23 protein-coding genes and 1 riboswitch are annotated in these 21,270 nt (G+C 75.8%); of the genes, 15 read left to right on the plus strand and 8 right to left on the minus strand.

Translation table 11 applies throughout. The features are described 5' to 3' along the window. Nucleotides 1-51: 51 nt before the first annotated feature. The 13 genes from JOD57_RS11120 (at nt 52) to JOD57_RS11180 (ending at nt 14,430) form a co-directional block, all read left to right on the plus strand. On the plus strand, nt 52-954 hold the full coding sequence (locus JOD57_RS11120) for a mechanosensitive ion channel family protein (RefSeq protein ID WP_204692084.1): 903 nt from the start codon (nt 52-54) through the stop codon (nt 952-954). Then, nucleotides 951-1,457, plus strand: a complete 507-nt coding sequence (locus JOD57_RS11125; protein WP_204692085.1) for an Rv3103c transmembrane domain-containing protein — start codon at nt 951-953, stop codon at nt 1,455-1,457. Before JOD57_RS11120 ends, JOD57_RS11125 begins: the two co-directional genes overlap by 4 nt. 81 nt (nt 1,458-1,538) lie before the next feature. Continuing rightward, nucleotides 1,539-3,140 (plus strand): carboxyl transferase domain-containing protein, encoded by a 1,602-nt coding sequence (locus JOD57_RS11130; protein ID WP_204692086.1) that lies wholly within the window; start codon nt 1,539-1,541, stop codon nt 3,138-3,140. Between the two features lie 73 nt (nt 3,141-3,213). Beyond that, entirely contained in the window at nt 3,214-5,190 is a 1,977-nt protein-coding gene (locus tag JOD57_RS11135; RefSeq protein ID WP_204692087.1) for an acetyl/propionyl/methylcrotonyl-CoA carboxylase subunit alpha, read from the plus strand. A 73-nt stretch (nt 5,191-5,263) separates the two neighbouring features. Then, the gene (locus tag JOD57_RS11140) at nt 5,264-5,557 is read left to right on the plus strand and encodes a hypothetical protein (RefSeq protein WP_204692088.1); all 294 of its coding nucleotides are present in this window, start codon (nt 5,264-5,266) and stop codon (nt 5,555-5,557) included. Between the two features lie 75 nt (nt 5,558-5,632). Then, nucleotides 5,633-5,749, plus strand: a riboswitch (SAM riboswitch). Between the two features lie 41 nt (nt 5,750-5,790). After that, nucleotides 5,791-7,083: a bifunctional o-acetylhomoserine/o-acetylserine sulfhydrylase gene (locus JOD57_RS11145; RefSeq protein WP_204692089.1), complete on the plus strand. Its 1,293-nt coding sequence runs from the start codon at nt 5,791-5,793 to the stop codon at nt 7,081-7,083. Further along, nucleotides 7,083-8,204, plus strand: a complete 1,122-nt coding sequence (metX, locus tag JOD57_RS11150) for a homoserine O-acetyltransferase MetX (RefSeq protein WP_204692090.1) — start codon at nt 7,083-7,085, stop codon at nt 8,202-8,204. Before JOD57_RS11145 ends, metX begins: the two co-directional genes overlap by 1 nt. An 80-nt stretch (nt 8,205-8,284) precedes the next feature. After that, complete coding sequence (locus JOD57_RS11155; RefSeq protein WP_204692091.1) at nt 8,285-9,358, plus strand: threonine aldolase family protein; 1,074 nt, start codon at nt 8,285-8,287, stop codon at nt 9,356-9,358. A 67-nt stretch (nt 9,359-9,425) separates the two neighbouring features. Beyond that, on the plus strand, nt 9,426-10,394 hold the full coding sequence (locus JOD57_RS11160; RefSeq protein WP_204692092.1) for a glycoside hydrolase family 26 protein: 969 nt from the start codon (nt 9,426-9,428) through the stop codon (nt 10,392-10,394). Beyond that, nucleotides 10,391-11,659: a PP2C family protein-serine/threonine phosphatase gene (locus tag JOD57_RS11165; protein WP_204692093.1), complete on the plus strand. Its 1,269-nt coding sequence runs from the start codon at nt 10,391-10,393 to the stop codon at nt 11,657-11,659. Before JOD57_RS11160 ends, JOD57_RS11165 begins: the two co-directional genes overlap by 4 nt. A gap of 68 nt (nt 11,660-11,727) precedes the next feature. Further along, nucleotides 11,728-13,689, plus strand: a complete 1,962-nt coding sequence (locus JOD57_RS11170) for a glycosyltransferase family 2 protein (protein WP_307824616.1) — start codon at nt 11,728-11,730, stop codon at nt 13,687-13,689. After that, complete coding sequence (locus JOD57_RS11175) at nt 13,686-14,030, plus strand: STAS domain-containing protein (RefSeq protein ID WP_204692094.1); 345 nt, start codon at nt 13,686-13,688, stop codon at nt 14,028-14,030. Before JOD57_RS11170 ends, JOD57_RS11175 begins: the two co-directional genes overlap by 4 nt. A 1-nt stretch (nt 14,031) precedes the next feature. Continuing rightward, nucleotides 14,032-14,430, plus strand: coding sequence for an ATP-binding protein (locus JOD57_RS11180; RefSeq protein WP_204692095.1), 399 nt, complete (start codon nt 14,032-14,034; stop codon nt 14,428-14,430). A gap of 19 nt (nt 14,431-14,449) precedes the next feature. Here the strand turns inward: JOD57_RS11180 and JOD57_RS11185 are convergent, their stop codons facing one another. Genes JOD57_RS11185 through JOD57_RS11200 form a run of 4 tightly spaced genes read right to left on the minus strand, consistent with a single transcriptional unit; the run spans nt 14,450 to nt 16,027 of the window. Beyond that, complete coding sequence (locus tag JOD57_RS11185; protein WP_204692096.1) at nt 14,450-15,028, minus strand: gamma carbonic anhydrase family protein; 579 nt, start codon at nt 15,026-15,028, stop codon at nt 14,450-14,452. A gap of 47 nt (nt 15,029-15,075) precedes the next feature. Next, nucleotides 15,076-15,387, minus strand: coding sequence for a hypothetical protein (locus JOD57_RS11190; protein ID WP_204692097.1), 312 nt, complete (start codon nt 15,385-15,387; stop codon nt 15,076-15,078). A 27-nt stretch (nt 15,388-15,414) separates the two neighbouring features. Then, the gene (locus JOD57_RS11195; RefSeq protein WP_204692098.1) at nt 15,415-15,612 is read right to left on the minus strand and encodes a helix-turn-helix transcriptional regulator; all 198 of its coding nucleotides are present in this window, start codon (nt 15,610-15,612) and stop codon (nt 15,415-15,417) included. A gap of 7 nt (nt 15,613-15,619) precedes the next feature. Beyond that, nucleotides 15,620-16,027, minus strand: coding sequence for a hypothetical protein (locus tag JOD57_RS11200; protein ID WP_204692099.1), 408 nt, complete (start codon nt 16,025-16,027; stop codon nt 15,620-15,622). A 125-nt stretch (nt 16,028-16,152) separates the two neighbouring features. On the opposite strand from JOD57_RS11200, the gene JOD57_RS11205 reads away from it, so the two are divergent. After that, the gene (locus JOD57_RS11205) at nt 16,153-16,731 is read left to right on the plus strand and encodes a YdeI/OmpD-associated family protein (protein ID WP_204692100.1); all 579 of its coding nucleotides are present in this window, start codon (nt 16,153-16,155) and stop codon (nt 16,729-16,731) included. On the opposite strand, the gene JOD57_RS11210 is transcribed toward JOD57_RS11205, so the two are convergent. The 4 genes from JOD57_RS11210 to JOD57_RS11225 form a co-directional block, all read right to left on the minus strand. Continuing rightward, the gene (locus JOD57_RS11210; protein ID WP_204692101.1) at nt 16,697-18,190 is read right to left on the minus strand and encodes an APC family permease; all 1,494 of its coding nucleotides are present in this window, start codon (nt 18,188-18,190) and stop codon (nt 16,697-16,699) included. The two genes, JOD57_RS11205 and JOD57_RS11210, sit on opposite strands and share 35 nt — an antisense overlap. Before the next feature lie 23 nt (nt 18,191-18,213). After that, entirely contained in the window at nt 18,214-19,230 is a 1,017-nt protein-coding gene (locus JOD57_RS11215) for a C40 family peptidase (RefSeq protein WP_204692102.1), read from the minus strand. Nucleotides 19,231-19,398: 168 nt separating this feature from the next. After that, on the minus strand, nt 19,399-19,872 hold the full coding sequence (locus JOD57_RS11220; RefSeq protein WP_204692103.1) for a hypothetical protein: 474 nt from the start codon (nt 19,870-19,872) through the stop codon (nt 19,399-19,401). Nucleotides 19,873-19,959: 87 nt separating this feature from the next. Then, nucleotides 19,960-20,262, minus strand: coding sequence for a hypothetical protein (locus JOD57_RS11225; RefSeq protein ID WP_204692104.1), 303 nt, complete (start codon nt 20,260-20,262; stop codon nt 19,960-19,962). Nucleotides 20,263-20,554: 292 nt separating this feature from the next. Between JOD57_RS11225 and JOD57_RS11230 the strand changes: the two genes are divergently transcribed. Beyond that, nucleotides 20,555-21,235, plus strand: coding sequence for a hypothetical protein (locus JOD57_RS11230; RefSeq protein WP_204692105.1), 681 nt, complete (start codon nt 20,555-20,557; stop codon nt 21,233-21,235). Nucleotides 21,236-21,270: the final 35 nt, after the last annotated feature.

A 21,270-nucleotide genomic window follows, 5' to 3' on the forward strand; every position in this document is an offset into this window, starting at 1 on the left:
TGGGGCCGACCCGCCGAGGACGCCCGACGAGGACGGAGGAGGTGACCTGCCGTGGGACCACTGACCGCCCTGCTCGACTGGCTCGCCAGCCGGGGCCTGGAGATCGTGCTGATCGTCCTGGGCTCGGTGCTGCTCGCCCGCTTCATCACGTGGGTGGGCACGCGGATCACCGACCGCATCGACGCCCGCTCGACCGGCGGCGACGTGCTGGTGCGCTCGGAGGCGGCCAAGCACCGCCACTCACTGACCCAGGTGATCACCTGGTCGCTGATCGTGCTCGTCTACACGGTGGCGGCCTTCTACGTCCTCGACCGCCTCGGCGTCCCGGTCACCGGGCTGGTGGCGCCGGCCACCGTGCTCGGCGTGGGCCTGGGCTTCGGCGCACAGCGGATCGTGGGCGACGTGCTGGCCGGCTTCTTCCTCATCACCGAGCGCCAGTACGGGTTCGGCGACGTCGTCTCGATCGCCGTCGTCGGCGGCGGGGACCCGGCCAGCGGCACGGTCGAGGACGTCACGCTGCGCGTCACGCGGCTGCGCTCGGCCGACGGCGAGGTGGTCACCGTGCCGAACGGGCAGATCGTCAAGGTCGTCAACCTCTCCCGCGACTGGGCCCGCGCCGTGGTCGACGTCCCGGTGCCGACGACGGCCGACGTCAACCGGGTCAACGAGATCCTCCGCGAGGTCGGCTCCGAGGCCTTCGCCGACGCCGGACTGCGCCGCCTGCTGCTCGACGAGCCCAGCGTCATGGGCGTGGAGAGCATCGACCTCGAGCAGGTGAACGTGCGGGTGGTCGCCCGGACGCTGCCCGGCCGCCAGTTCGAGGTGGGCCGCGACCTGCGCGAGCGCATCGTGGTGGCCTTCCGCCGGGCCGGGCTCACGCTCACCCCGGCCCCGCCGCTCGAGCCGGCGCCCGCGGGTGCGGGCTCGAGCGGCCGCCCCGGGACGAAGCCGTGACCGTCCCCGGCGCGCCGCGCCCGGACGAGCGCGGCCCCGACAGCCCGGGCGGCGACCCCGCGGCCCGCGGGCGCTTCGGCCTGTCCGGCCGCTCCCGGGTGCCCGGGCACATCGGCCGCGCGCGCACCTCGACCGTGGTCCTGACCGTGCTGTTCCTGGGCCTGGGCCTGCTCTACCTCTACGTCCGCCCGCCGACGCCGGCCGTCCCGGGAGGGACGGTGACGCCCGGGGTCACCACGCCGGCCCCCGCGCCGGCGACGACCCCGGTACCGACGACGACCGCGCCGACCTCCGACGCCCCCGCGACGACGACCGGGGAGACGCCCGGTGGGACGACCGGTAGGACGACCGGGCCGACGACGAGCGGCGGGACCACGACGGACCCGACGCCCGGGGAGACGACGGACGAGGCGCCGGCGACGACCGCGCCGACCCCCGCCGACGAGGCGCCGCAGACCACCGGCGAGCCGGCGCCGACCCCCGGGACCACGCCGACGGGCTGACCCCACCCCCGCGCGTGGACAGCCGACGTGAACGGCCGTTAACGTCCGGGGCGACCCCCGCACTCCCCCCTGGAGGACGACATGGCAGCCGACGTCGAGGCCGCCGCGATCGCGGCTCCGGCCGCCCCCGCGTCGCCCCGCGCGCGGCACGAGGCCCTGGTCGCCGACCTGCGCGAACGGCTGCGGCAGCGGGCGCTCGGCGGGTCGGCGTCGGCGCGGGCCCGCCACGTCGAGCGCGGCAAGCTGCTCCCCCGCGACCGGGTCGCCCACCTGCTCGACCCCGGCAGTCCCTTCCTCGAGCTGTCGCCGCTGGCCGCCGAGGGCATGTACGACGGCGACTCCCCCGGCGCCGGGATCATCACCGGGATCGGCCGCGTGGGCGGCCGGCCGGTCGTGGTCGTCGTCAACGACGCCACCGTCAAGGGCGGCACCTACTACCCGATGACGGTGAAGAAGCACCTGCGCGCGCAGGAGGTCGCCGCGCAGAACCGGCTGCCGTGCGTCTACCTCGTCGACTCCGGCGGCGCCTTCCTGCCCAAGCAGGACGAGGTCTTCCCCGACCGCGACCACTTCGGCCGGATCTTCTTCAACCAGGCCACGATGAGCGCCGCGGGCATCCCGCAGGTGGCCGCCGTCCTGGGCTCGTGCACCGCCGGCGGGGCGTACGTGCCGGCCATGGCCGACGAGTCGGTGATCGTCCGCGAGCAGGGCACGATCTTCCTCGGCGGGCCGCCGCTGGTGAGGGCCGCGACCGGTGAGGTGGTCAGCGCCGAGGACCTCGGCGGCGGCGACCTGCACAGCCGCGTCTCCGGCGTCACCGACCACCTCGCCGACGACGACGAGCACGCGCTGGAGATCGTCCGCCGCATCGTGCGCACGCTCCCGCCGCCCGCCCCGCCGGCCTGGGACGTCGCGCCGCCGCGGGACGCCGTCCGCCCGCAGACCGACCTCTACGACCTCGTGCCGGTCGACTCGCGCACGCCCTACGACGTCCGCGACGTGATCACCACGCTGGTCGACGGCGGGGAGCACCAGGAGTTCAAGGCGCTCTACGGACCCACCCTGGTGACCACCTTCGCCCGGCTGCACGGGCACCCGGTGGGCGTCGTCGCCAACAACGGCGTGCTGTTCGGGGAGTCGGCGCTCAAGGGCGCGCACTTCGTCCAGCTGTGCGACCGGCGACGCATCCCGCTGCTGTTCCTGCAGAACATCAGCGGCTTCATGGTCGGCCGCGACTACGAGGCCGGCGGCATCGCCAAGCACGGCGCCAAGATGGTCACCGCCGTGGCCTGTGCGCGGGTGCCCAAGCTGACCGTGGTGATCGGCGGCTCCTACGGCGCGGGCAACTACTCGATGTGCGGCCGGGCCTACTCCCCCCGCTTCCTGTGGACCTGGCCCAACGCACGCATCTCGGTCATGGGCGGCGAGCAGGCCGCCTCGGTGCTGGCCACGGTGCGCCGCGACCAGCTCGGCGACGCGTGGAGCGCCGAGGACGAGGAGGCCTTCAAGGAGCCCATCCGCGCGCAGTACGAGGCGCAGGGCAACCCCTACTACTCGACGGCGCGGCTGTGGGACGACGGCGTCCTCGACCCTGCCGACACCCGGACCGTCCTCGGCCTGGCGCTGTCGGCCTGCGCCTCGGCCCCCCTCGACGACGTCGCCTACGGCGTCTTCCGGATGTGAGCGCCACGCCGAGGACGACGCACACGCAAGGACCGCCGGCCACTGGGGAACGGAACGAGTGCGGAGTCGAGCAATGAGCATCTTCGAGACCGTCCTCGTCGCCAACCGCGGGGAGATCGCCGTCCGGGTGGTCCGCACCCTGCGCCGTCTGGGGATCCGCTCGGTCGCCGTCTACAGCGACGCCGACGCCGGGGCGCGCCACGTGCGCGCCGCCGACGTCGCCGTCCGCCTGGGCCCCGCGCCGGCCGCGCAGAGCTACCTGTCGGTGGAGCGGGTGGTCGAGGCCTGCCGGGCCACCGGCGCGCAGGCGGTGCACCCCGGCTACGGCTTCCTGTCGGAGAACCCGGCCCTGGCCGCCGCGCTGGCCGCGGCCGGCGTCGTCTTCGTGGGCCCGCCCACCGAGGCGATCCGGGTGATGGGCGACAAGATCACCGCCAAGAAGACCGTGGTCGCCTCCGGCGTGCCCGTCGTCCCCGGGATCGCCGAGCCCGGCCTCACCGACGACGACCTGGTCGCCGCGGCGCCCGGCATCGGCTTCCCCGTGCTGGTCAAGCCCTCGGCCGGCGGTGGCGGCAAGGGCATGCGGGTGGTCGAGGACCCTGCCGGCCTGCGCGCCGCGCTGGTCAGCGCCCGCCGGGAGGCCGGTGCCGCGTTCGGCGACGACACCCTCTTCCTCGAGCGGTTCGTGCAGCGCCCGCGGCACGTCGAGGTGCAGGTGCTGGCCGACGCGCACGGCGGCGTCGTGCACCTCGGCGAGCGGGAGTGCAGCCTGCAGCGCCGCCACCAGAAGGTGGTCGAGGAGGCGCCGTCCCCGCTGCTCGACGCCGCCACCCGCGCGCGGATCGGCGAGGCCGCCTGCGCCACGGCCCGCAGCGTCGGCTACACCGGCGCGGGCACCGTGGAGTTCATCGTCTCCGCGGACCGGCCCGACGAGTTCTTCTTCATGGAGATGAACACCCGCCTGCAGGTCGAGCACCCGGTCACCGAGCTGGTCACCGGCCTGGACCTGGTCGAGCAGCAGCTGCGGGTGGCCGCCGGCGAGCCGCTCGGGTTCGGCCAGGACGACGTGACGACGACCGGGCACGCCGTCGAGGCGCGGGTCTACGCCGAGGACCCCGGCCGCGGCTTCCTGCCCACCGGCGGGCGGGTGCTCGCGCTGGCCGAGCCGGCCGGCCCCGGCGTGCGCGTGGACTCCGGCCTCGCCGCGGGCACCGTCGTCGGCTCGGACTACGACCCGATGCTGGCCAAGGTGGTCGCGCACGGCCCCGACCGCGCCGCCGCGCTGACCGCGCTCGACACCGCGCTGGCCGGCACCGCCGTCCTGGGGGTGACCACGAACGTCGGGTTCGTGCGGCACCTGCTCACCGATCCCGACGTGCGCGCCGGGGACCTCGACACCGCGCTGCTCGACCGGGTCGCGGCCGCCTACGAGGCCCCGCCGGTGCCCGAGCTCGCGGTCCTCGCCGCCGCGGCGTCGGTCTGGCTGGGCGCGTGGGCCGCGGCCGACCCCGCCGACCCGTGGAGCACGCCGACCGGCTTCCGGCTCGGCGACGCCGCACCCTTCGTCGTCCGGCTGGAGGCCGGCGGGCAGCCGCGCACGGTGACGCTGACCGGCACCCCGGCCGCGGCCCGCGCCACGGTCGACGGCGCCGACGCCGGGCCGCTGTCCTGCACCCCCGAGGACGGCGGACTCGCGCTGGTCCGCGGCGGCGTGCGGTCCCGCTGCCTGGTCGCCGACGACGGGGACGCGCTGTGGGTGCACGCCGAGGGCGCGACCGCGCAGCTGCGCCGGGCCCGCCGCGTGGTGCTGCGGCCCGACGCGGGCGCGGCGCACGCCCCGGAGCTGACCAGCCCCATGCCCGGCTCCGTGATCGCGGTGCCGGTCGCCGACGGGCAGGCCGTGGCGGCCGGCGACCCGGTGGTCGTCGTCGAGGCGATGAAGATGGAGCACACGCTGCGCGCCCCGGCCGACGGCGTCGTCGAGCTGCTCGTCGCGGCCGGCGACCAGGTCGCGCTCGACCAGGTGCTCGCCCGGCTCGCTCCCGCCTGAGCACGGCGGACGGGCCCGCGCGGGCGCCGGCCACGGCGTGGGCAGGGGCTCCTCCGCGTGCCACGATGCGCCCATGAGCAGCGACGTCGCCGTCGACGTGAGCGCCCTGGCGATCAACGTCACGATCCCGGAGGCGCTGCGCTGGACGGACACCCGCCGCGGCGAGGAGTTCCTGCTGACCACGCTCAACGTCCGGCTGCTCCGGGACGGGCACCTCGCGGCGAAGGCCTACGGCCGGCCGACCGCCGGCGGCCGCGGCACCTACGTCTCCTTCCCCGTCCCCGACCGGGAGGAGCTGGCGGCCCTGGTGGCCGAGGCCGCCGCCCGCGCCGGGGAGCTGTGGACCGCCCACCGCGGTCTCGGCTGATCTCCCGGCCACCCCCGGCTGCCGCCGCACCCCCCGGCTGACCAGCGGGGCAGCGACCTCCTAGGATCGGCGCGGGCTCACGAGAGGCAGCGACAAGCACCTGGCTGGCTGCCCGGCAACCTCTCCTCCGTCTGAGGTGCTCCCAGGGGAAGAGCCGGCCGAGCGGCGCCCGCCGCCCGGCAAGGACGGAGCACCTGTGCGCCACAGGTCTCCGGAGCGAGAGGAGACGGCGCATGACCGACCCGAAGAGCTGGAGCTTCGAGACCCGGCAGATCCACGCCGGGGCGAGCCCCGACCCGACGACGGGCGCCCGCGCGCTGCCCATCTACGCCACCACGAGCTACCAGTTCCGCGACACCCAGCACGCCGCGGACCTGTTCGCGCTGGCCGAGATGGGCAACATCTACACGCGGATCATGAACCCGACGCAGGACGCGCTCGAGCAGCGCGTGGCCTCCCTCGAGGGCGGCGTCGCGGCGCTCGCGGTGGCCAGCGGCCAGGCGGCCGAGACGCTGTCGCTGCTCAACGTCGCCGAGGCCGGCAGCCACGTCGTCGCCTCGGCGTCGCTGTACGGCGGCACCTACAACCTGCTGCACCACTCGCTGCCCAAGCTCGGCGTCGAGGTGTCCTTCGTCGAGGACCCCGACGACCCGGAGAACTGGCAGTCGCTGGTCCGCGAGAACACCAAGGCCCTCTACGGGGAGTCGATCGGCAACCCCAAGGGCGACGTCCTCGACATCAGCGCCGTCGCCGAGGTCGCGCACCGCAACGGCGTGCCGCTGATCGTCGACAACACCATCGCCACGCCCTACCTGGTGCGCCCGCTCGAGCACGGCGCCGACGTCGTCGTCCACTCGGCGACGAAGTACCTCGGCGGCCACGGCACCGCGATCGCCGGCGTCATCGTCGACGGCGGCACCTTCGACTGGACCAGCGGGAAGTTCCCGGGCTTCACCACGCCGGACCCGACGTACCACGGCGTCGTCTACGCCGACCTGGGTGCGCCGGCCTTCGCGCTCAAGGCCCGGGTACAGCTGCTGCGCGACCTCGGCCCGGCCATCAGCCCGTTCAACGCGTGGCTGATCGTCCAGGGCATCGAGACGCTCTCGCTGCGCATGGAGCGGCACGTGGCCAACGCCCAGCGGGTCGCCGAGTTCCTCGAGGCGCACGACGAGGTCGAGTCGGTGCACTACGCCGGCCTGCCGTCCTCGCCGTGGCACGCCGCCCAGCAGCGCTACGCCCCCCGCGGCGCCGGCGCGGTGCTGGCCTTCGAGATCCGCGGCGGCATCGAGGCGGGCCGGCGGTTCGTCGAGGGCCTGGAGCTGCACAGCCACGTGGCCAACATCGGTGACGTGCGCAGCCTGGTCATCCACCCGGCGTCGACCACGCACTCGCAGCTGACGCCCGAGGAGCAGCTGACCGCCGGTGTCACCCCCGGCCTGGTGCGCCTGGCCGCCGGGCTCGAGGGCATCGACGACGTCCTCGCCGACCTCGAGGCGGGGTTCCGCGCCGCCAAGGGCGCGTGATGAGCGGGGTGCTGGACGTCCCGGCGTCCCGCACCCCGCCGCGCACCGGCGGGTGGCGCGACGGCGACCCCGTCGGGGACCGGCTCCTCCTCGACCTGGACGGACCGGTCCGGCTCGAGCGCGGCGGGGTGCTGCCCGGCGTCCGGGTCGCCTACGAGACCTGGGGCACGCTCGCCCCGGACGGCGGCAACGCGGTCCTCGTCGAGCACGCGCTGACCGGCGACAGCCACGTCACCGGCCCGGCCGGCCCCGGGCACCCGACGCCGGGGTGGTGGGCGCCGCTGGTCGGGCCGGGCGCGCCACTGGACACCGGCCGGCTCTTCGTGGTCTGCGCGAACGTGCTCGGTGGGTGCCAGGGCACCACCGGGCCGTCGTCGACCGCGCCGGACGGGCGGCCGTGGGGCTCGCGGTTCCCCGAGGTGACCGTGGCCGACCAGGTGCTGGTCGAGGCCGCGCTCGCCGACGCGCTCGGCGTCCGCCGGTGGGCCGCCGTCCTCGGCGGGTCGATGGGCGGCATGCGGGCGCTGGAGTGGGCCGTCGCGCTGCCCGACCGGGTGGCGGGGCTGTTCTTCCTCGCCTCCGGCGCGGCCGCGACGGCCGACCAGATCGGCACCCAGACCACCCAGCAGGCCGCCATCCGCGCCGACCCCGCGTGGGCCGGCGGGGACCACCACGCCGGGCCGGGCCCCGTGGCCGGCCTCGGCGTCGCCCGCCGGATCGCCCACCTCACCTACCGCAGCGCGTTCGAGCTGGAGGAGCGGTTCGGGACGGCGGTGCAGGACGACGGCCGGTTCGCCGTCGCCTCCTACCTCGACCACCACGCCGACAAGCTGGCCCGCCGCTTCGACGCCGGCAGCTACGTGGTGCTCACCGAGGCGATGAACACCTGGGACGTCGGCCGCGGCCGCGGCGGGGTGGAGGCGGCGCTGGCCCGGGTGGGCGCGCGGGCCGTCGTCGCCGCGGTGGACAGCGACCGGCTCTACCCGCCGGCGCTGCAGCAGCGGGTGGCCGACGCCCTGGGCGTGCCGCTGCGGGTGGTGTCCTCGCCGTACGGGCACGACGGGTTCCTCGTCGAGGCCGACGCCGTGGGCGCGCTGGTCCGCGAGCTGCTGGGCACCTGAGCCCGTCGAGCTCGCGCAATCTCGCACCGTCCCCGGGGGCTGGACGTGCGGGATCGCGCGACCTCGACAGACTGTGCCCCGTGAGCGAGTCCGAGGACCTCGACGCCCTGCGCCCGACCTGCGACCGCGCGCTCGCCGGGCACGGTCCTCCGCGCGCCACCGACCTGCTGGCCACGATCCCCGCGGACACCGCCGTCGACCGCTACGGCGCGGGCGGCGTCGTCGCCGAGCTGGAGGACGAGGTCGCCGGGCTGCTCGGAAAGCCGGCCGCCGTGTACCTGCCCAGCGGGACGATGGCGCAGCAGTCGGTGCTGCGGGTGCACGCCGGGCGCAGCGGCCGGCACACCGTGGTCGGCCACCCCGAGTGCCACCTGTTCCGGCACGAGGGCGGTGCGCTGGCGCGGTTGCAGGGCCTGGTCGAGCGTCCGGTCGGCGACCGGCACCGGGTGCTGCTGCGCGCCGACCTCGACGCCGTGGCCGAGCCGCCGGCCGCGCTGGTGGTCGAGCTGCCGCAGCGCGACCTCGGCGGTCCGCTGCCGCCCTGGGACGACGTCGTCGCGCAGGCCGCGTGGGCGCACGACCACGGCACGGTCGCGCACCTCGACGGCGCCCGGCTGTGGGAGGCCGCCACCGGGTACGGCCGGCCGCCGTCGGACGTCGCGGCGCCCTTCGACACCGTCTACGTCAGCTTCTACAAGGGCATCGGCGCGCTGGCCGGGTGCTGCGTGGCCGGGCCGGCCGACGTCGTCGCCGAGGTCCGGGAGTGGCGCGGGCGGATGGGCGGCACGCTCTTCGGGCTGTGGCCCGGCGCGGCCTCGGCGCTGACCTGCCTGCGCCGCCGGCTGCCGCTGTTCCCCGCCTACCTCGAGCGCGCGCGGGAGGTGGCCGACGCCGTCCGCTCCCTGCCGGGCGTGCGCGTCGTCCCCGACCCGCCGCAGACGCCGATGCTGCACCTGCTGCTGTCGACCACCGCGGACGCCTTCCGCGCCGCCGCCCGCGCGCTCGCCGAGGAGGGCCTGTGGACCTGGGCGCAGCCGGGGGTCACCGGCGATCCCACCGTGGTGCGCGTGGAGCTCCCCGTGGGTGACGCGACGACGGCGCTGTCCCTGGACGAGGTCTGCGACGCCGTCCGCCGGCTGGCCGCCCCCGGCTGAACCCGCAGCCGAGCCGTCACCCACAGTCAGGGAGTTCGTTTGCGCGATCGTGGGGAACCAGAGCCCCGTGAACGGGGGACGAACGACGCGTCGGTCGGTGCTGGCCGCCGGCGTGGGGCTGGCCGCGCTGGGCGCGGCAGCGTGCACGGCGGGGCCCGAGCGGCCGCGCCGGACCGAGCCACTGGCCTTCGGGGTGTCGACCCCCGGCGGGCCGCAGGCGACCGGGGAACTCGAGGCCGTGGCGGCGGTGGCCGGCGAGCGACCCTCGCTGGTGCTCTCCTACGTCGCGCTGGCCGCGCCGCCACCCCTGGCCGACCTCGACGCCGTCGCCGCGCGCGGGGCGACGCCGATGGTGACCTGGGAGCCGTGGGACCCGGCCGACGGCAGCCGCTCCACGCTGGCCGACCTCGCCGCGGGCGTGTGGGACGGCCAGCTGTGGTGGTGGGCCGGTGCGCTGCGCGACTGGGGCCGGCCGGTGCTGCTGCGCTTCGCGCACGAGCAGAACGGTGACTGGTACCCGTGGGCGGTCGGTGTGGCCGGCACGACGGCCGAGGACCACGTCGCCGCCTGGCGCCACCTCGCCGAGGTGTTCGACCGGGCCGGCGCGGGCAACGTCGAGCTGGTGTGGAACCCGAACGTCCGGTACGCCGGGTCGACGCCGATGGCCGAGACGTGGCCGGGCACCGGGTCGGTCGACCGGGTGGCGCTCGACGGCTACAACTGGGGCGCCGTCCCGGGTCACGGCGGCTGGCAGGAGCCCGCGGAGCTGTTCGGCCCGAGCCTCGACGAGCTGCGCGGGCTGGCCGGCGGCCTGCCCCGGCTGGTGGCCGAGGTCGGCTGCGCGGAGTCCGGCGGGGACAAGGCCCGGTGGGTGACCGACCTGGTCGCGTGGCTCGACGCGCAGGCCGACGTCGGCGCCTTCGTCTGGTTCGACCACGACAAGGAGACCGACTGGCGGCTGGCCAGCAGCCCGGCCAGCGCGCGGGCGGTGCGCCGGGCCCTGGCCGACCGCAGCCTCGTCGGGAGCCGACGGTGAGCGCCCTCCCGGACACCGGCCCCGCCGTGGCGCTCGGGGACACCGGGTCCGCCGCGGCCTGCCCGGTCCCGGCCGTCGACCCCGGCGAGAACCGGCGACTGGCCGCCCTCGACCAGCTCCAGCTGCTCGGCACCGGCCGCGAGGAGCGCTTCGACCGGATCACCCGCCTCGCGCAGCGCGTCTTCGACGTGCCGATCGCGACGGTCACCCTCATCGCCGAGGACCACCTCTGGTTCAAGTCCGCGCAGGGCATGCCGGTGGACCGGGCCGACCGCCAGGCGTCCTTCTGCGACCGCACGATGGCCCTGCACCGGACGCACGTGGTGTCCGACGCCGCCCAGGACCCGGTCTTCTCCGCCATCCCGGCCGTGTGCGGGCCGCCGCACGTGCGCTTCTACGCCGGGCAGCCGCTCACCGGGCCGGGCGGCATGGTGGTCGGCACGCTCTGCCTGTTCGACACCCGCCCGCGCACGCTCGACGCCCGCGAGGTCGCCGTGCTCGAGGAGCTGGCCCGGTGGACCGAGCAGGAGCTCGCCAGCTCCGCCGACATGGAGCGGGCCCGCGAGGTCCAGGCGGCTCTGCTGCCCGACCGGCCACCGGAGGTCCCCGGCTACGCGATCGCCGGGACCTGCCGCCCGGCCTCGGCGGTCGGCGGCGACCTGCTCGACCTCGACGTCGTCGACGGGGACCTGGTGGTCACCCTGGCCGACGTCATGGGCAAGGGCGCCGGGGCGGCGATCCTCATGGCGACCGTGCGGGCGGTGCTGCGGGCCGCCTCCCGCGGGGACACCCCCGGCGCCGCGGCCGACCGCCCGGAGAGCACGGTGCTCGCCGCGGCGGCCCGGACGCTGCAGCCCGACCTCGCCCGCGCGGGCTCCTTCGTCACCTGCTTCACCGGCCGGCTGGAGGCCGCGACCGGTCGGCTGCGCTACGGCGACGCCGGGCACGGCCTGGCGCTGGTCCACCGGGCCGACGGCAGCACACAGCACCTGGCCGGGGAGGACCTGCCCCTCGGCGTCGAGGCCGACCTGCCCTGGACGGCGCACGAGCTCGTGCTCGACCCCGGCGACACGCTGTTCGTGTTCAGCGACGGCCTCTTCGACGTCCTCGGCGGCACCCGGGAGGCGCTCGAGCACGTCGCGCGACTGGTGCGCGCGCACCCCGACCCGGATGCCCTGCTCGACCAGGTGCGGGGGCTGACCGCCGTCGCCCGGCCGCTCGACGACGTCACCGCCGTCGCGCTCCGCCGGCTGGCGACGTCGTGACCACCCACCGGGCGGCCCGCGGCCGCGACCCGCTGACCGGCAGGTCGGTGACCGCGAGGACACCGAGGGTGCCCCTGACCGGGCGGCTGCTGGCCCTGCGCGTGCTGATCCTCGTGACCGCGTCGCTGGGGATCAACTACGTGGTCTGGCGGTGGCTGGAGTCGATCAACTGGTCGGCGTGGTGGATCGCCGTCCCGCTGGTCCTCGCCGAGACCTACAGCCTCGTGGACTCGCTGCTGTTCGGGCTGACCATGTGGCGGCTGCGCCGCCGCGGGGAGGCGCCACCGCCCCCGGAGGGCGCCACCGTCGACGTGTTCGTCACCACCTACAACGAGCCGCTGGACCTGGTGATGGCCACCGCCGAGGCGGCGCGGCGCATCCGGTACCCGCACCGCACCTGGATCCTCGACGACGGCGCCCGGCCCGAGCTGCGCGCGCGGGCCGAGGCCGCCGGCATCGGCTGGATCACCCGGTCGGCCGACTGGGCAGGGCACTCCCGGCACGCCAAGGCGGGCAACCTCAACAACGCGCTGATGACCACCGACGGCGAGTACATCCTGATCCTCGACGCCGACCAGGTGCCCGACCCGGAGATCCTCGACCGCACGCTCGGCTGGTTCCGGGACCCGCGGATGGCCCTGGTGCAGACGCCGCAGGTGTTCGTCAACGTGCCCGGTGACGACCCCCTCGGCAGCCAGGCGCCGCTGTTCTACGGGCCCATCCAGCAGGGCAAGGACGGCTGGAACGCGGCCTTCTTCTGCGGCTCGAACGCGGTGCTGCGCCGCGAGGCGCTGATGCAGCTGGGGATCACCCGGTACGTCACCGAGGTGCAGCTTGCGGTCAGCCGCGCGCTGCGCACCGCCGACCGGGTGCTCGCCCGGGCCCGCCGCTCGCTGGACCCGGCCCAGGCCGGGCCGCGCGCGGCGTTGGACCGGGTGGTGGCGGCGGTGGCCCGGGCGCGGGCCGAGTTGCGCGACGGCGCGCCCCTGGCCGACGTGACCTACCGCTTCCAGCAGCAGGTCGACGCCGCCGCCCGCGAGGTCGTGGCCGCCGACGTGGACCAGCTGCAGGCCGACCTCGCCGCCATCGCCGAGCTCTCCAGCGAGCTGGACGGGGAGGACGGCGGCCTGGCCGAGGTCGACCGCGGGGCGCTGACCCGGCTCGCCGCCCGTGACTGGTCGCCGCTGGGCGCGATCGAGACCGTGCGGACCCTGGTGCGCGCGGTCGACGTCGACAAGGACGACGAGGCCCAGCCGGTCATGCCCATGGCCACCATCTCGGTCACCGAGGACATGGCCACCTGCATGCGCCTGCACGCCCTCGGCTGGCGCACGGCCTACCACGACGAGACCCTCGCCCTCGGCCTGGCGCCCGAGGACCTCGGCACCATGCTCACCCAGCGGCTGCGCTGGGCGCAGGGCACCGTGCAGGTGATGCTGCGGGAGAACCCGCTGGTGCAGCGCGGGCTCACCCTGGCCCAGCGGCTCATGTACTGGGCGACGATGTGGAGCTACCTGTCCGGCTTCGCCGCCGTCGTCTACTTCGCCGCGCCGGTCGTCTACCTGGTCCTCGGCGTGCTGCCGGTGACCGGGCTGACCGCGGAGTTCTTCCTCCGGCTGGTGCCGTTCCTGCTGGTCAACCAGCTCCTGTTCTACGTCGTCGGCCGCGGCCGGCGCACGTGGCGCGGGCAGCAGTACTCCCTGGCGCTGTTCCCGGTGTGGATCCGGTCGGTGACCTCGGCGGTCGGCAACGTGGTGTTCGGGCGCAGCCTGGCCTTCGCGGTGACGCCCAAGGAGCGCCAGTCGGTGGACCGCCGGCCCTGGCACCTGGTCCGCCCGCAGCTGGCCGTCATGGCGCTGCTGGTCGTGGCGGCCGTCGTCGGCACGGTGCGGATGGTGGTCGGCGAGGCGTCGGTCCTGGGCACCGTCACCAACCTGGTGTGGGTCGCCTTCGACCTCGCCGTCCTCAGCGTCGTCGTCCACGCCGTCCGCTACCGCGGACCCGAGCAGCCCGCGGGAGCGAGCGCATGACCGAGTTCGAGACCGAGACGACCGACGCCGGCGTCGGGGTCATCCGGCCCGTGGGCCGGCTGAACATGGTGGCCGCACCCCGGCTGCGCGCGCTGGTCTCCCAGCTGGTGGCGGCCGGGACGCCCCGGGTGGTGGTCGACCTGTCGAGCACCGACTCGATGGACTCCTCCGGCCTCGGCGCGCTGATCGCCGGGCTGAAGACCGCCCGCCAGGCCGGGGGCGACCTGCGGCTGGCCGGTGCCGGACCGCAGGTGCAGGCGGTGCTGGAGCTGACCAACCTGGGCCGGGTCCTGCGGCCACGGCCGGACGTGGCCAGCGCCTTCCCCCCCGCCGGGGACTGAGGTGCCCGGCCCGACGCACGTGCTGCGCGCCCCCGCCGGGCCGGAGGCGCTCGGCCCCGTGCACGACCTGCTCGCCGAGCTGTGGGCCGGTGAGCCCGGCATCGGCGAGCCGGCGCGGCTGCGGTTCGAGACGGCGGTGGCCGAGATCGCCGCGAACATCGCCGAGCACGCCGCCGCCTCGGGCGCGCGGGTGCTGGAGCTGCGGCTGCGCGGCCTGCCCGACCGGGTCGAGGCCGTCTTCGAGGACGACGGCGGCCCGGTCGCCCCGGGTCCCGGCGGCTGGCCGCCCGACGACGCCGAGCGTGGCCGGGGTCTGGAGCTGGTCCGGGCGGCGGTGGACGCGCTGAGCTACGAGCGCGACGGCGGTCGCAACCGCTGGGTCGTCGTCCTCGGCCGCTGAACCGGCAGCAGGGTCCGTCCTAGTCGGCGGCGTCGCCCGGGATGTGCCCGGCCGGGGGCAGCGGACGGCGCACGACCGGGCGCACCCGCCGCGCCGCGGGCAGCCGCTCGGTGTAGCTCGCCGCGTTGAGCCGGATGTGGGTGAGGTCGTCGTCGGTGGCCTGCCGGATCACCTTCGCCGGGACGCCGGCCACCAGCGACCCGGGCGGCACCTGCGTGCCCTGGGTGACGACGGCACCGGCGGCCACGATGGACCCCGAGCCGATGTGCGCGCCGTTCATCACCACGCTGCCCATGCCGACCAGGACGTCGTCGTCGATGCGCGCGCCGTGCAGCACCACCCGGTGCCCGACGGTCACCCCGCGGCCGACGACCAGCGGGAAGCCGGGGTCGGCGTGCAGCGTGCTGCCGTCCTGGACGTTGGAGCCCTCGCCGATCTCGATGACCTCGGCGTCGGCCCGGGCGACCGCGCCGTACCAGATGCTCGAGCGCGGCCCCATGGTCACCGCGCCGACCACCACCGCCGTCGGCGCCACGAAGGCCTCGTCGTCGATGACCGGCGCGCCGAACTCCAGCTCCGCGATGTAGTTGTCCGCCACGCCTCCACCCCAGCACAGCCGCGCACCCCCCGCTGGGGGACCCCGGCTCAGCGCACCCGGGGCTGCCAGTCCTGCACGAACTCCTCGGGCCCGAGGACCTCGAGCTGCTCCCGGACGTAGCGCAGCAGGTCCCCGGGGACGACGGGGTCCCCGGCCGGGACGCGCAGCACCTCGCTGCCGTCGTCCCGCCGCCGGACGACGACGTCGCTCACCGAGGGGCCCGGGAGCAGGCCCCACGCCAGCTCGGCGACGAAGGCGGCGGCCACCCGGGCGCGGCGCAGCAGCGGGCCGCCCGGACGCGGCTCGAGCTCGGCGGTGTAGACGTCCGCGGCCGGGACGCCGGGCTGATCGGGCTCCACGGCCCCACCCTGGCGTACGGGCGGCGCTCAGTCACCGTCCGGCGCGAAGACGTCCTCGATCCGGCAGCCGAACAGCGCGGCGATGCGGAAGGCGAGCGGCAGACTGGGGTCGAAGCGGCCCTTCTCCAGCGAGATGACCGTCTGCCGCGAGACGCCCAGCTCCTCGGCCAGCCGGCCCTGCGACCAGCCGCGTTCGGCCCGCCGCTCGGCCAGGTCGTTGCGCACCGGGGGCTCAGGCCTCGCGCCGGCTCAGCACCACCATGCGGACGGTGACGTCGGCCAGCGCGACGACGGCCAGCGCGGCGAGCACGGTGCCCGCGTCCAGCCGCAGGTCGGTGACCGCCAGGGCCGTCGAGGCCAGTCCCAGCACGACCACCAGGTCCAGGAAGGAGCCCGACGCGCTGCGCTGCCACCACCCGTGCTCGACGTTCTCCTCCGGGTGGGCGACCGCGCCCGGACCGGTGCTGCCGGAGACGAACAGCAGCCAGCCCAGCCCCCAGGCCGGTCCGAGCGTGCAGGCGGCGAAGACCGTGGTCCGCAGCCAGAACTGGTCGTCGTCGCCGAGGACCCCCGCCAGCAGCCCGAGCCCGGCCGCGACCAGGAGGGCCGTGACCACGGCGGCGGTGTGACGCAGGACCACGACGGACCTCCCGTTGACAAGTGTGCTTGACACCGGGTGAGTGCAGCAGGCGGCGGGCCCCGGTGTCAAGGACACTTCACACGACACCCCTGGACGGCACCCCGCGGCCGGGTCAGGATGGCCGGGTGACCCTGCCGACCGACCTCCCGGTCCTGGCCTTCGCCGACCAGGCCGCGTTCGAGGCCTGGCTCGAGACCGAGCACGCCACCGCCCCCGGCTGCTACGTGAAGCTGGCCAAGAAGGGTGCCGGGGTGCCGTCGCTGACCCACGCCGAGATGGTCGAGTCGCTGCTGTGCCACGGCTGGATCGACGGCCGCAGCAACCGCCTCGACGACCACTGGTACCTCATGCGGGTCACCCCGCGGCGGCCGCGCAGCGTGTGGTCGCAGAAGAACGTCACCGCCGTCGAGGCGCTCACCGCGGCCGGCCGGATGCGCCCGGCGGGGCTGGCCCAGGTCGAGGCGGCCCGGGCCGACGGCCGGTGGGACCGCGCCTACGCCGGGCCGGCCACCATCACCGTGCCCGACGACCTCGCCGCGGCGCTGGCCGCCGAGCCCACGGCACAGCGGGCGTTCGACGGGCTCGACGGGCGCAACCGCTACGCCGTCCTCCACCGCGTGCACACCGCGGCCACCCCGGCCACGCGCGCGAGGCGGGTCGCCGCGCTGGTCACGATGCTGGCCGAGGGCCGCCGGCCCCACTGACGTCGGCCACGGCGGGCCGCTCGGCCCAGAAGCGCGCGTCCCGCCGCCGCCACAGCAGCATGAGGACGACGCCGGTGGCCATGATCCCCACGCCGATCACCAGCGGCGGCCCGAGGCCGAACCAGGCCTGCCCGCTGTAGCTGGTGGCCGGGTCGGCCAGGTCGCGCACGGAGAGGACGAGCAGCCACAGCAGCACCGCCGCCCCGGCCAGCGGGCCGGCGCCGAGCAGCAGCAGGTCGCGCGCGCCGCGGGTGAGCCGCCGGCGGAAGGACCACGCGCAGGCCAGCCCGGTGAGCGCGTAGTACAGCGCGATGAGCAGCGAGAGCGCGGTGATCGAGTCGAGCAGCGCGTTCTCGCTGACCAGGTGCACGCCCACGTACCAGGCCACCGCCACGCCGGCGACCCACCAGGTCGAGACGTCCGGCGTCCGGAACCGCTCCGACACCGACCCGAAGCGCGCCGGCAGCGCCGCCCGCCGCGCCATCGACAGGCCGGTGCGCGACGCCGGGATGATCGTCGTCTGCGTGGAGGCGATCGCCGAGGTGGCGACGGCGACCAGCACCACCCAGTCCCAGCCGCCGAGCACCTGCCCGGACAGCAGCGCGAAGACCGCCTCCTCCTCGTCGGCGTTGCCGGCCAGGTAGGCGGTCCCGGAGAAGGAGACGACGGCGACCGCGACGCCGAGGTAGGTCACCAGCAGCACGACGGTCGCGAGCACCCCGGCCCGGCCCGGTGCGCGGCGCGGGTCGCGGGTCTCCTCGGTGAGGTTGACCGCCGACTCCCAGCCCCAGTACGCGAAGACGCCGAGCAGCAGCCCGCCGGGCAGCGCCGCGCCGCCGGCCCCGAACGGGTCCAGCCAGGCCCAGGACGGCGTCAGCCCGCCCGACGGCGCGTCGCCGCGCACCCCGCGGACGACGGCGACGACGGCGAACACGGCCAGCGCGACCGTCTGGGCGAGCACCAGCGCGTTCTGCACGCGCGACGACAGCTCGGTGCCCAGCACGCACAGCGCGGCCATGACCAGCACGAGCAGCACGCTCAGCGCCACGACCAGCGGCGTCGAGGACTCCCATGCGTCGAGGCCGAGCGCCAGCAGGCCGAACCGGACGCCGACCTCGGCCAGCGACCCGATCACCAGGACGCCGGTCATCGCGATGGCCCAGCCGCCGATCCACCCGGTGGTCGGGCCGAAGGCGCGGGTCACCCAGGAGAACGTCGTCCCGCAGTCGGGGTCGGCCCGGTTGAGCGCGGCGAACGCCCCGGCGATGAGCAGCATGGGGACGAACGAGGCCAGCACGACCCCCGGGGCGTGCACGCCGACGAGCGCGACGACCGGCCCGATGACCGCCGCCAGCGAGTACGCCGGCGAGGTGGCGGCCAGGCCGATGACGAGCGCGTCGAGGAAGCCGATCGCCCCGGGCCGCAGAGCCGGCTGCGGTCGCTGCGGTGCCCGGGTCACGCGGGCACGCTACGACCTGCTCCTCAGGCGACGCGGACCGCGCCCCGGTAACCGGACTGGTCGACGCTGGTCACCGCGACCGGCTGGCCGAAGGTGCGGGCGTGGACCATCTTGCCGTCGCCGACGTAGATGCCGACGTGGCTGACCGGCGAGTAGAGGTAGACGATGTCGCCGGGCGCCAGGTCGGCGCGGGCCACCGGGGTCCCCAGCTGCGACTGGGCGCCGCTGGAGTGCGGCAGCGAGATGCCGGCCGCGGCGTAGGCGTACTGCGTCAGCCCCGAGCAGTCGAAGCCGTCCGGGCCGGAGGACCCCCACACGTACGGGTCGCCGAGCTGGGCGAGCGCGGTCTGCACGGCGACGGCGGCGGCCGGCCCGGGGGCGGCGGCCACGGCGGCGGCGGCCGACGGCGCGGTCAGCGTCGGCCCGGCGAGCGCGGTGGTGACCGCCGTCTGCTCGGCGGCCGACAGCCGCGCGAAGTCGGCCTCGTAGGCGTCGACCTGCTCCTGCACCTGCGCCTGCTGGTCGTGGAGGGCGGCCAGGGCCGCGGCGGCCTCGGCGCCGGCGGCGTCGGCGGACGCGCGGGCCTCCTCGGCCGCGGCCTGGGCGGCGGCGACCTCGGTGAGGACGCCCTCGGTGTGGTCGGCGATGAGGTCCAGGGTGGTCATCTGGTCGACCAGGTCGTCGGCGGACTCGCTGCCGAGGAAGGCGGCCACGCGCGACCGGGTGCCGCCGGTGTAGCCGCTCTGCGCGATGGCACGGATCCGCGGCTCGTACTGCGCCAGCGTCGACTCGGCCTCCTCGGCGGCCCGCTCGGCGTCGGCAGCGACCTGCTGCTGCGCCTGCACGGTGAGCTCGGCCTGGTGCACCTGCTCGTCGAGCGCGGTGAGCTGCCGGCCGGTCTCCTCGACGAGCTGCGCGGCCTCCTCGACGGTCGAGGGGGCGGCCGACGCGGTGGCGGGGGCGAGCACCAGGGCGAGCAGGGCGGTGGCGGCGACGACCGCACCCGACCAGCGGCGGCCCGTCGTCCGGTTGCGCTGCACGTTCCCCGTCCCCCCTGCCGCCGGTGGCGGCTCCCTGTCGGTCCGTACGGACGGTAGGGAGTGGGACAGCGCAGGGTGAGCGCGGCGCGCGGTCCCCGCACGTCGGCGGGGCACACCCGTCACACCCGCCCCGGGAGGCGTCAGCCGTCCCGCGACGGCCCGGTCCGGTCAGGAGTCGGTGCTCCGGCGGCGGTCGGGGGCGAGGGGCACCAACCGGTCGGCGACCGCGCCGGTGACGAACGAGTAGAGGGCCTTGCCGGCGACGTCGACGACCTGGTCGCGGCGCGACCACGTCCACGGCGGGTCGCCGACGCCGGTCGCGTTCTCCAGGGTCTGGTCGGTGGCCAGCCGGACCGAGGTGTGCCAGGCCGAGGCGCGCCAGCCGCGCAGCCCGCTGGCCGCCCAGACGCCCCGCAGGGCGCCGACGGTGGCGCCGGTGCCCCAGTGCATGAGGTGGTTGACCACCGGCGGGCGCGCCGACCCGGGCAGCCGCCGGCGGGTGGTGAGGGCGATGAGGGTGCGCCCCGGCACGTAGCTGTCCGGCCGCCCCGTCACCTGCTGCTCGGCCTTCTCGGCCAGGGTCATCGCCGCGGTGCCGGCCAGTCCGGCCAGGGCACCGCGCAGAGCCGCTCGTCCCAGCATGCCTGGGCTCTACCCCGCCGTCCGCGCGCGAAAGGCGGGGACGGCGACCCCGTCCCGGCCCCGCGCGGGCGGGGAGGACGAGGTCTCTCAGCCGGCGAGGGGCTCCTCGGCGTCCAGGCCGGCCAGTCGCTGCAGGTCACGGAGGACACCGGAGAGCTCGTCGGCGGTCCACGGCTCGCAGCAGTCGCAGCCGTCCTCGCGGAAGCTGCGCAGACCCAGCGTGCCGCCGGCCTGGTCCTCGTCGATGGCGAGGTGCCCCGCGATCGGGTGGCGGTGGCAGGGGCAGGCGGGGGCACACATCCCGATGCCCCACCCCGAGACGACGACCGTGCTGCCGTCGTCCCAGATCCGGCCCACCTGGAAGACGGAGGGCTTCTGGCTGCGGGTCATGTCCGGCTCCCCTCGACACCCCCGTGTCCTGGGGGCCTGCTGCGGTTGCCGGTGAAGGTAAGCGGGGAACCGTGTTTGAGGACGGCAGCCGTGCGGTATGACCAGCTGTTCTCGGATCTGCCGTCACTCTGGTCACAGAGAGCAGACGACGCACCACTTCCTGTTGATGGACCGTGACGCGACCCGCCCTGGCGGGCCCGGAGTTGCCCTAGGGTCCAGCCGCGGAGCACGGCTGACGGGGGCTGACATGGCGGGACGGACGGGTGCGGCGCGTGCCGCGGGAGCGACGACCGTGGTGGCCACGCTGCTGGCACTGGCGGGGTGCGGGGGCGGCTCCTTCACCTCATCGGCCTCGCCCGCGCCCAGCACCTCCTCGGCCTCGCCGTCCTCCGACGAAGCATCACCGACGACGTCCTCCAGCTCGACGACGTCCTCCGGCTCGGCGACGTCCTCCGGCTCGGCGACGTCCTCCAGCTCGACGACGACCGCGACCGCCACCGACCCCAGCGCGCCGAGCACCTCGAGCGGGCCGCTGGACACCGGGGACGCGGGCCGCAAGCTCACCCTCAGCGACTTCTTCAACCCGTCGCCGAACTGGGAAGAGCAGCGCTACGACATCGCCGGGCAGCAGGACGTGCAGGGCATCGCCTCGGACGTGTCGGCGGGGTGCAGCCAGTACGACGACCCCGCCTCCAACGAGCTGGAGCTGCGCCTGGGCAACAACTTCGACACCCTCGAGTTCTCCGTGGCGCAGGCCGACGACTCCGCCGACTCCGACCAGGACCTCAGCGTGCAGGTCCTGGCGAACAACGAACAGGTCGAGATCCGCAGCGTCCCCTTCAACCAGCTGCAGACGTTCAGCATCACGGTCGCAGGCGTCAACGCGCTCAAGATCCATCTGGTGCTGGACGACCGCAACCCCGAGTGCGGGGGCACGGTCACCGCCGTCGTCACCGACGCGCAGGTCCGCTGAGACCCACGGCCGTCAGGCGGGACGCGACACGCCCT

The sequence above is a fragment of the Geodermatophilus bullaregiensis genome (genome assembly GCF_016907675.1).
In the GTDB taxonomy this organism is placed as follows: Bacteria; Actinomycetota; Actinomycetes; order Mycobacteriales; family Geodermatophilaceae; genus Geodermatophilus; species Geodermatophilus bullaregiensis.

Excerpts from the sequence above, each read along its gene's own strand:
- JOD57_RS11130 (WP_204692086.1), top strand. The coding sequence starts at position 1,539 with ATGGCAGCCGACGTCGAGGCCGCCGCGATCGCGGCTCCGGCCGCCCCC.
- JOD57_RS11135 (WP_204692087.1), top strand. The coding sequence starts at position 3,214 with ATGAGCATCTTCGAGACCGTCCTCGTCGCCAACCGCGGGGAGATCGCC.
- JOD57_RS11140 (WP_204692088.1), top strand. The coding sequence starts at position 5,264 with ATGAGCAGCGACGTCGCCGTCGACGTGAGCGCCCTGGCGATCAACGTC.
- JOD57_RS11145 (WP_204692089.1), top strand. The coding sequence starts at position 5,791 with ATGACCGACCCGAAGAGCTGGAGCTTCGAGACCCGGCAGATCCACGCC.
- metX (WP_204692090.1), top strand. The coding sequence starts at position 7,083 with ATGAGCGGGGTGCTGGACGTCCCGGCGTCCCGCACCCCGCCGCGCACC.
- JOD57_RS11175 (WP_204692094.1), top strand. The coding sequence starts at position 13,686 with ATGACCGAGTTCGAGACCGAGACGACCGACGCCGGCGTCGGGGTCATC.
- JOD57_RS11220 (WP_204692103.1), bottom strand. The coding sequence starts at position 19,872 with ATGCTGGGACGAGCGGCTCTGCGCGGTGCCCTGGCCGGACTGGCCGGC.
- JOD57_RS11225 (WP_204692104.1), bottom strand. The coding sequence starts at position 20,262 with ATGACCCGCAGCCAGAAGCCCTCCGTCTTCCAGGTGGGCCGGATCTGG.